9 protein-coding genes and 1 tRNA gene are annotated in these 8,817 nt (G+C 65.3%); 5 read left to right on the forward strand and 5 right to left on the reverse strand.

What is annotated here, in order from left to right:
- Positions 1–906: 906 nt before the first annotated feature.
- On the forward strand, positions 907–1,185 hold the full coding sequence (locus ACLP4W_RS02760; protein WP_442383897.1) for a hypothetical protein: 279 nt from the start codon (positions 907–909) through the stop codon (positions 1,183–1,185).
- Positions 1,186–1,265: 80 nt separating this feature from the next.
- On the opposite strand, the gene ACLP4W_RS02765 is transcribed toward ACLP4W_RS02760, so the two are convergent.
- Both ACLP4W_RS02765 and orn read right to left on the reverse strand, forming a co-directional pair.
- Positions 1,266–1,341: transfer RNA gene (locus tag ACLP4W_RS02765), tRNA-His, on the reverse strand.
- A gap of 50 nt (positions 1,342–1,391) precedes the next feature.
- Complete coding sequence (orn, locus tag ACLP4W_RS02770) at positions 1,392–2,039, reverse strand: oligoribonuclease (protein WP_442383899.1); 648 nt, start codon at positions 2,037–2,039, stop codon at positions 1,392–1,394.
- Between the two features lie 118 nt (positions 2,040–2,157).
- Here orn and ACLP4W_RS02775 point away from each other — a divergent pair, with 118 nt between their 5' ends.
- Positions 2,158–3,720 carry a helicase HerA-like domain-containing protein gene (locus ACLP4W_RS02775; RefSeq protein WP_442383901.1) on the forward strand — a complete coding sequence of 521 codons (1,563 nt, stop codon included), beginning with the start codon at positions 2,158–2,160 and terminating at the stop codon, positions 3,718–3,720.
- Positions 3,721–3,726: 6 nt separating this feature from the next.
- Here the strand turns inward: ACLP4W_RS02775 and cmrA are convergent, their stop codons facing one another.
- Complete coding sequence (cmrA, locus tag ACLP4W_RS02780) at positions 3,727–4,533, reverse strand: mycolate reductase CmrA (RefSeq protein ID WP_442383903.1); 807 nt, start codon at positions 4,531–4,533, stop codon at positions 3,727–3,729.
- A gap of 64 nt (positions 4,534–4,597) precedes the next feature.
- Here cmrA and ACLP4W_RS02785 point away from each other — a divergent pair, with 64 nt between their 5' ends.
- Entirely contained in the window at positions 4,598–5,929 is a 1,332-nt protein-coding gene (locus ACLP4W_RS02785) for an MFS transporter (RefSeq protein ID WP_442383905.1), read from the forward strand.
- 5 nt (positions 5,930–5,934) lie between these two features.
- Here the strand turns inward: ACLP4W_RS02785 and ACLP4W_RS02790 are convergent, their stop codons facing one another.
- Positions 5,935–6,729 (reverse strand): MmpS family transport accessory protein, encoded by a 795-nt coding sequence (locus tag ACLP4W_RS02790; RefSeq protein WP_442383907.1) that lies wholly within the window; start codon positions 6,727–6,729, stop codon positions 5,935–5,937.
- A 69-nt stretch (positions 6,730–6,798) separates the two neighbouring features.
- Positions 6,799–7,455, reverse strand: coding sequence for an SACE_7040 family transcriptional regulator (locus ACLP4W_RS02795; protein WP_442383909.1), 657 nt, complete (start codon positions 7,453–7,455; stop codon positions 6,799–6,801).
- Between the two features lie 223 nt (positions 7,456–7,678).
- On the opposite strand from ACLP4W_RS02795, the gene ACLP4W_RS02800 reads away from it, so the two are divergent.
- Together ACLP4W_RS02800 and ACLP4W_RS02805 are read left to right on the forward strand one after the other, a co-directional pair.
- Entirely contained in the window at positions 7,679–8,425 is a 747-nt protein-coding gene (locus ACLP4W_RS02800) for a CoA transferase subunit A (RefSeq protein WP_442383913.1), read from the forward strand.
- A 49-nt stretch (positions 8,426–8,474) separates the two neighbouring features.
- Positions 8,475–8,817 (forward strand): CoA-transferase (locus ACLP4W_RS02805; RefSeq protein WP_442383911.1); only part of this gene is annotated, 343 nt, incomplete at its 3' end.

Genomic DNA, 8,817 nt, shown 5'->3' on the forward strand with positions numbered 1-8,817 from the left:
GCGTTCGAAGCCCGCTACAACAGCGCCGCCCGACCATTCGACTGGCGCTTCAACCGCAACGACCTCAACCGACTCCTCACCAGAATCGCGGCATAACCCCGACGAACTAACGGGCGTGACCACTAGTTCGGGCGCAATGCCGGGTTCTTAGGTTGACCGCTCAGGTCTGTGCTCTCTCATGAGTCGATTCTCCCTGGATTAGTCGCCCGAGACGCTGCGCCGGGATGCGCGACCCCGGGGCCCCTTCCAATAAGTGCAAATATTTACGTCAACGTAAACGGATGCTTTGGGGTGGTCCAGGGCGCCAGCGCCTAGTTCGCCGCCGGGCCGTTGCGCCCTGGGCCGTTTCGCCGGGGCCATGCGGGACCCGGACTTGAGTAAACGGGTTTGCGGGGGAGGGCCCGTCTACCCAAAAACCGCCTAGGAAGAACCTAGGCTGTTCAACCCGAAACGATAGTATGTATCTGAGCTCATTTCAGGAAAATCGCATTTATCCGCGCCCTAGGTGAGAACCTTGGTTTGCCCGGGTGGCCCAGAGACGGGCTGCCTGCTGAAGGAACCCGCCGCACCTGGCCTTTTGCCGAGATGGGTGGAGAAGCTATTGCCCACCACCAACCCCGATATCCCCCGCCTGCTGGTGCGGTTTGGGCCGGTTTGCATGGTCGTCCCACCTGACGATTCTTAATTCGGTTGTTCTGCAACATAATTCAGTTTGGTCAGCACGCAGCAAAGCTCCGTACGGTCGTCGCGACCAATCGCCGACTGGAGGGATTCCGACCGACTCCCGCCCCTTGGCTGTTCCCGCGATGGCGGATGGCAAGTGACACAACGAGGTTGGCAAGGGCACTCGTTGGCCATACTGACACGCGCTACCGGATGGGGTGCGGCTAGCAAACAATCCCAATGGTGAACGCGGCAACAGTGTTCGCGTGCGCTCCCGGAGTGCGGCTTGTGGCAGCAGCCCCTTTCCTTTCCTTTACTGGTTCCCGTCGTAAATGCGCGACCACCACCGTCGGCGCCAACAGCACGCCGCTTGACGCGATCGTCGTGTCCACGTTCACCATGTCGATAGAAACGGCAGGTCACGGACTTCAGTGCGTAGTGGATGATGTGGTACCTGAGCGCACCGACGGCGACGGCTCATGGCTCTGCGAATGTGAAAACCCGTCCAACCAGCAGGCCTGAACTTCCCTGATTAGCAGGCTAATCGCACGGAACCCCGCCAAAGAAAAAGCTCAGAGGGGCTAAATACCACCTCTGACCTGTGGGGTGAGTGACGGGACTCGAACCCGCGACCCCCAGGATCACAACCTGGTGCTCTACCAACTGAACTACACTCACCATGGCCGCAAGCCGACCCAGGTCGGGGCCAACGCGCGGCGACGTCGATACTAGCCGGTCGGTGGCTCGGTGTCCGAATCGATTGTTTCCGCTGCGTTCGCTGTGTCGCCAAGATCGGCGACAACCGCCTCGATTTCGCTGGTAGACGGCCCGGGCGGGAGCACGAACGCGGTACGCCGGTAAAACTGCAGCTCACGGATGGATTCGTGGATGTCGGCGAGTGCCCGATGTGCGAGCCCCTTGGCCGGCTGACCGTAGTAAATGCGCGGGTACCAGCGCCTGCAGAGTTCTTTGATCGAGCTGACGTCGATCATCCGGTAGTGCAGGTACGAGTCCAGCTTGGGCATGTCGCGGGCGATGAATGAGCGATCGGTGGCGATCGAATTGCCGGCCAGCGGCGCCGTCTTCGGTTGCTTGACGTGCGTTGTGACGTAGTCCATCACCATCGCCTCGGCAGTCGCCAGGTCGACGGTGGATGCCTTCACCTCATCGATCAGGCCTGAGCGCGAGTGCATTTCGGTGACCACGTCGATCATCGACGACAGCGCGGCATCGTCGGTGTGGATCACCACGTCGACTCCGTCCCCGAGCACGTTCAGATCGGCGTCGGTTACCAGGGCTGCGATCTCGATCAATTTGTCCGAACTGAGCTCGAGCCCGGTCATCTCGCAGTCGATCCACACCAATTCGTCCCGCACAGCGCTCAGCGTAGGCGGACGTCAGGCCCCGGTTCGCCCTGCCCCCGCCTGCCCTTGGCAAGTAGTGTGAGCGGTGCGCAACGGCACGGGGACGACTGGGGAAGAGGAGTACGGCACGATGACTACCGAATCAGCGGCCGGTGGGGTTGACGGGCCCGCGAAGCGGATCGCAAACGGCTACGCCGTCGAAGGCCAGGCACTGGAGCTCGGCGCGGTCGTCGTCAACGGCGAAGTCGACCCGACCGCCCAGATTCGCATTCCGCTGGCCACCGTCAACCGGCACGGACTCGTGGCCGGGGCAACCGGAACCGGCAAGACCAAGACGCTGCAACTGATCGCCGAGCAGCTCAGCGCGGCGGGGGTTCCGGTGCTGATGGCCGATGTCAAGGGCGACCTGTCCGGTCTGTCGCGCCCCGGAGAGGCTAACGACAAGACCGCCGCGCGTGCGAAGGACACCGGTGACGACTGGCAGGCGACTGGATTCCCGGTGGAGTTCTTGTCGCTGGGCACCGAAGGAGTGGGCGTGCCGGTGCGAGCGACCATTGCCAGCTTCGGCCCGGTTCTGTTGTCAAAGGTGTTGGGGCTCAATGCAACTCAAGAATCCACGCTAGGGCTCATCTTCCATTGGGCCAAGGAAGCCAACCGTCCGCTGGTCACGCTGGACGATTTGCGCCGAGCCATCTCTTACCTGACCACCGACGCGGGCAAGGAGGACCTGAAATCCCTGGGCGGGGTGTCATCGACGACGGCGGGCGTCATTCTGCGAGCGCTGGTCAACCTCGAAGGCGAGGGCGGCGACACGTTCTTCGGCGAGCCGAAGCTCGATCCGCAGGATCTGCTGCGCGCCGACGACCAGGGCCACGGCATCATTTCGCTGCTCGAGTTCAGTGGTCAGTCGTTGCGCCCGGTCATCTTCTCCACCTTTCTGATGTGGTTGTTGGCCGATCTGTTTACCGTCCTGCCCGAGGTCGGTGATGTGGACAAGCCCAAGCTGGTCTTCTTTTTCGACGAGGCGCACCTGCTGTTCGCCGACGCGTCGAAGGCCTTCCTCGAGCAGGTCGAACAGACCGTCAAGCTGATTCGCTCCAAGGGCGTCGGGGTGTTCTTCTGCACCCAGTTACCCACGGATATACCCAACGACGTGCTCTCCCAACTGGGCGCCCGGGTCCAGCACGCGTTGCGGGCGTTTACGCCCGACGACCAGAAGGCGCTCAGCAGGACCGTCCGTACCTATCCGAAAACCGATATCTACGACCTGGAATCCGCGTTGACCTCGCTGGGAATCGGCGAGGCCGTTGTGACGGTGCTGTCCGAGAAAGGCGCCCCGACACCGGTGGCGTGGACCCGCATGCGGGTACCCCGGTCACTGATGGGCGCTATCGGTACCGACGCGATCGCCGCCGCGGCCAAAGCCAGCCCACTGCAAGTCAAATACGGCCAAACGATCGAGCAGGCACCGGAAACCCCGCCCGCTCCGGCGCCTGAACAACTGCCCGACGAGTCGGATTATCCACCGTTGCCAACGGACTTGGATTTGCCGCCAATGCCCGCACCTACGGCACCGAAGGGTCCCGCGATGTGGGAAGAAGTGCTGAAAAATCCCACCGTGAAAAGCGCCCTCAACACGGGGGTACGCGAGGCGGTCCGCAGCATCTTCGGTTCCGGACGCCGGCGGAAGTAACGGCTGCTACCCGCCGCCGAGCCTTTTGTAGAAGCTGCCCACGATCGGCGCGACGACGGCGCGCGGGGCGTACTGGCTTGCCACCGACATGGCTTTCGACGTCCAGCCCGGTACGATGCGCATCTTGTTGCGCGCCAACGCATCCAGCGATACCTGGGCGGTGTGCTCGGTGGAGATCCACAGGAAGTCCGGCACCAGCCTTTCGACCAGCGAGGCTTCGGCGTCGTCGGGAAGGTCGGTGCGCACCGGGCCCGGTGCCAGCAGTGTGACGTGCACGCCGGAGCCGCGCAGTTCACCGCGCAACGATTCGCTGAAGGTGTTCGCGAATGCCTTGGTGGCCGCATAGGTGGCGTTGTAGGGAATCGGCGAATTGCCCGCCGCCGAACCGGAAATCAGGATACCGCCGGCCTTGCGCTCGATCATGCCCGGCAGCACAGCCAACGTAAGGTCATGCACCGCAACGGCATTCAGCTGCACCTCAGCCTTTTCCCCGGCCGGGTCAAGGCCCGCGACGGGACCGAACGTCGCGGTGCCCGCGTTGGCGCACAGGATCGAGATGGGACGTGCCGCCAGTTCGTCGCACAGTTTCGCCCGTTCGCCCGGGTCGGCCAGATCGGCAGGTCGCACTTCGACGGCAACCCGAAATTTGTCGGCCAGCCGGGTGGCCAGGTCATTGAGCAGGTCCTCGCGTCGTGCGGTGACAATCAGGCTGTGTCCGCGCGCCGCGAGTTCGGTGGCTAGCGCTTCGCCGATATTTTGCGAAGCTCCGGTGACAACGGCGCGCGCGTCGCGGCTGGGAGCTGGGATCGGCATGCGCCAATCGTAGACACGTGGCCGGGCGCGGCGGGTCGGCTGCCAAACCAATAGAGTGCCGGGCATGAGTGAACGGCCCGGCACGCCCGCGGCATCTCGGGTGCTGGCATGGGCGCTGTGGGACTCCGGTGCCATCGGTCTGAACGCGATCGTGGCGACCTTTGTCTTCGCCGTCTACCTGACCAGCAGCGTGGGTGTGGGTATATCCGGCAGCACAACCCCGGCCAGTTGGTTGGGCCGGGCGGGGGCCGTCGCCGGGTTGACCGTCGCGCTGCTGGCGCCGGTCGTCGGCGTGTGGGTGGAGGCCCCGCATCGCAGACGGGTGGTCCTGAGCGTGTTGACCGGCCTTGTGGTGGCGCTGACCTGCTCGATGTTCTTTATCCACGATCGCCCCAGCTACCTGTGGGCCGGGCTGGTGCTGCTGGCGGCAACGGCGGCATGCAGCGACCTGGCCAGCGTCCCGTACAACGCGATGCTGCGCCAACTCTCGACGCCGGAGACCGCCGGGCGGATTTCCGGACTGGGCGCGGCAGCCGGTTACCTCGGCAGCGTCATGCTGCTGCTGGTGATCTACACCGGATTCATCTCCGGATCCGGCTCCGGCCCCGATGCGGTGCGTGGGCTGCTGCGGCTGCCGGTTCACGACGGCCTCTACGTCCGGGTGTCGATGCTGATGGCCGCGGGCTGGCTGGCGGTGCTGGCTCTGCCGTTGCTGCTGGTCGCACACCGGCTACCCGATTCCGGAGAGGTCCACCGGCCCACGGGTGTGCTGGGTGGTTATCGCAAGCTGTGGACGGAGCTCTCCGCGGAATGGCGGCGCGACCGCAACCTGGTCTACTACCTTGGTGCCAGCGCGCTTTTCCGGGATGGGCTGGCGGCCATTTTCGCCTTCGGCGCCGTGCTCGGTGTCAACGTATACGGCCTCTCACAAGGCGATGTCCTGGTGTTCGGCGTGGTGGCAAGCGTGGTGGCCGCGGTGGGCGCGGTGCTGGGCGGGCTCGTCGACCACCGGATCGGATCCAAGCCCGTCATCGTCGGGTCATTGATCGTGATCATCATCGCGGAGCTCACCCTGATGACGCTCTCCGGCTCGCTGGCCTTCTGGGTGTGCGGACTGCTGCTGTGCCTATTCATCGGGCCGTCGCAGTCGTCGTCGCGCGCCCTGCTGTTGCAGATGACACAGCACGGCAGGGAAGGGGTCGCGTTCGGCCTGTACACGATGACGGGACGCGCAGTCGCCTTCGTGGCACCGTGGCTGTTCTCGGTCTTCGTCGACGGTTTCGGCGCCGTCCGCGCCGGACTGGGCGGGATCTCGCTGGTGCTGACCGCCGGAGTGCTATCGATGCTGCTGGTCCGTGTTCCGGTGCGCGGGGTCGCGGTACCCGAACGGTCTTAGCAGGTTTAGCCTCTGGCGTCGCAAATCGTCAGGCCCACCCCGACTCGCTGGCTCACCTGGACCCCTGCGACGGTGACCGAGCAGGTGACGTTGTGGCCGAAGTTGACGACCGTGACGTTCGCCGGGTGGACGGCCGACTTCGACAGGCTGACCTGTTTGCTCCAGGGCAGCGCCACATTGAACTCGGTCTGTATGACATCGCCGGTGCCGATGTACACGATGCTGAGCGCACGGCCGTCGCCGGTGACGTTGTAGACGATGTCTTGCATTGCGGCGGGGCCGGTCGTCTCGGTGGGCGTGCCAGAGCCGCCGGTGGGCGGCGCCGGGGCGGGGATTAGCGACGGTGATGATGTGCGTGTTGACGGGGTCGGTGTTGGCGAACTCGTCTCGGGCATGGCGGGCAACGGCGGGACGGCGGTCTGCGTCTTGATCGCGTTGTTCACGAGTATCAGCGCGATCACCAGGGCGACGGCCAGCAGCACCGCCACGCCGGCGAAGATCAACAACCAGCGTGGCGATTTCGGTCCTCCCGGCGGCGGGGGAGCCAGACCCTCAGGAGGCAGTTGGCCCGATGGGGGCACGTCTTGCTGCCAGTACGGCGGCAGCTGTTTGGTCGGGCTGGTTTCGTTCAGGCTCGGTGCCCATGGCGGGATATGCCCGCCGTACGTGGGCGCGTAGGGCGCCTGGTCGGCGTACGCCGGGTAGTCGACGGGCGGCGGATACAGGTAATCCTGGGGCCCAGCCGGTCCTGACCCCGGTAGAGGCGGACTAAACCGCTCGCCTCGACGTGGATCGTTCATCTCCACCTCATGGCTTGCAGGGTACCTGGGCCGGGCCCCTGACCGGTGGCTCACGTTATGACGCGCGACTCAGGGGCACTGATTCCCGGCTCGTAGCGCGGCGACGGTCATAGCCCGCATGACGGCGCGCGACCGCGCCACGCGGACGGGCTTGGTGCGTGAATTGTCTGGCGCCTTCATGCTGTGCGGTGTGGAATTCAGCAGGCCGAATACCGCGTGGGCCGTCAGCCGGGCATCGGCTTCGGCCAGCTTGGGGTTGAGCCCACGAAGCACGCCCACCCAGACCTCGACATACTGGCGCTGCGCTTTGCGCACCTGCTTCTCGGCCGCCTCGGGCAGGTACGCAAGGTCCCGGTCCTGGATCCGGATCAGGTCTGGTTCGCCGAACGCGAATTCGAGGTGGAAATCGATGAGACCGTCGAGCGCCGTCGCGGCGTCGGGGCTACGGGCCGTCACATCGCGGGCGCCGGCGAGCAGCCGGGTGCTGATCCCGACAAGCAACTCGACCAGCAGCGACTCCTTGTTGGGGAAGTGCCGGTAAATGGCCGGACCGCTGACGCCGGCGGCCGCACCGATGTCTTCCAGTCGCACCGCGAGGAAACCGCGTTCGGCAAATAGCCGTTCGGCCGCCGACAGAAGTTGCAGGCGCCGGTCGGACTTCAACTGACTGCGACGGTTCGGGGCGTCAGGATGGCCGGGCTGGCGGTCCGGGAGGGAGGTTGTCACGACGGACCTCCGTCCACTCGTCCGATCGGTTAATCGTCACTAACTTAGCACGAGTTATTCGCCGTTAACTCGAGTCGCGGCGTGGTACCGGATCCCTGGACGCAGCGCTGCGGGCGGTGGTATTCTCACCCCAGTTAATGAACATTAACTGAAAGTCTCTTACAGTCCGGTTTTGCGCCGGGCCGGATGCAGACCGCTCGACGGCAAGGAGGCTGCTGCGGCGATGGACAAGGTGGTGGCGACGGCCGCTGAGGCGGTCGCTGACATAACCGACGGGTCATCTCTGGCGGTCGGGGGATTCGGCTTCTGTGGCATCCCCGAGGCGCTGATCGCGGCGCTCGTCGACACCGGGGTCCGCGACCTCGAGACGGTGTCCAACAACTGTGGCGGCGACGGTGTCGGTTTGGGCCCGCTGTTGCAGCACAAGCGGATTCGCCGGGCCATCGCCTCCTACGTGGGCGACAACAAGGAATTCGCCCGCCAGTTCCTCGCCGGCGAACTCGAGGTGGAGCTCAACCCGCAGGGCACCCTGGCCGAGCGGCTGCGCGCCGGCGGGATGGGGATCCCGGCCTTCTATACGGCCGCAGGGGTCGGCACCGCGGTCGCCGACGGCGGGCTGCCGTGGCGCTACGACGCTTCGGGCGCGGTGGCGGTGATGTCGCTTCCGAAGGAGACCCGCGAGTTCGACGGACTCACCTACGTTCTCGAGCGGGCGATCCGCACCGACTTCGCGCTGGTGCACGCGTGGCAGGGCGACCGGCATGGCAACCTCGTCTACCGCGGGGCCGCCGCCAACTTCAACCCGGACTGCGCGCAGGCCGGCAGGATCACCATCGCCGAGGTCGAGCATCTCGTCGAGCCCGGAGAGATCGACCCGGCCGCGGTGCACACGCCGGGTATCTTCGTTCAGCGGATCGTGCACGTGCCCAACCCGGTGAAGCGGATCGAGAAGGTGACGGTGCGGCGGTGAGCGCGCCGACGACGATGCAGAGCGCAGCGATGAGGAGGAGCGGCGCGGAATGACATGGAGTAAGGAAGGTTTGGCCGCACGGGTGGCCGCCGAGTTCGAGGACGGCCAGTACGTCAACCTCGGCATCGGAATGCCCACCCTGATCCCCAATCACATCCCCGACGGCGTCACTGTCGTCGTGCACTCGGAGAACGGGATCCTGGGGGTCGGGCCGTATCCCTGGCGCGAGGACGTCGACGCGGATCTGATCAACGCCGGCAAGGAGACCGTCACCACGCTGCCGGGCGCGGCGTTCTTCGGCTCCTCGGCCTCATTCGGCATCATCCGCGGCGGACACCTCGACGTCGCGGTGCTTGGGGCCATGCAGGTCTCGGCCACCGGCGACCTTGCCA

The organism is Mycobacterium sp., assembly GCF_052145595.1.
Taxonomy (GTDB): Bacteria; Actinomycetota; Actinomycetes; order Mycobacteriales; family Mycobacteriaceae; genus Mycobacterium.

Excerpts from the sequence above, each read along its gene's own strand:
- ACLP4W_RS02775 (WP_442383901.1), top strand. The coding sequence starts at position 2,158 with ATGACTACCGAATCAGCGGCCGGTGGGGTTGACGGGCCCGCGAAGCGG.
- cmrA (WP_442383903.1), bottom strand. The coding sequence starts at position 4,533 with ATGCCGATCCCAGCTCCCAGCCGCGACGCGCGCGCCGTTGTCACCGGA.
- ACLP4W_RS02785 (WP_442383905.1), top strand. The coding sequence starts at position 4,598 with ATGAGTGAACGGCCCGGCACGCCCGCGGCATCTCGGGTGCTGGCATGG.
- ACLP4W_RS02790 (WP_442383907.1), bottom strand. The coding sequence starts at position 6,729 with ATGAACGATCCACGTCGAGGCGAGCGGTTTAGTCCGCCTCTACCGGGG.
- ACLP4W_RS02800 (WP_442383913.1), top strand. The coding sequence starts at position 7,679 with ATGGACAAGGTGGTGGCGACGGCCGCTGAGGCGGTCGCTGACATAACC.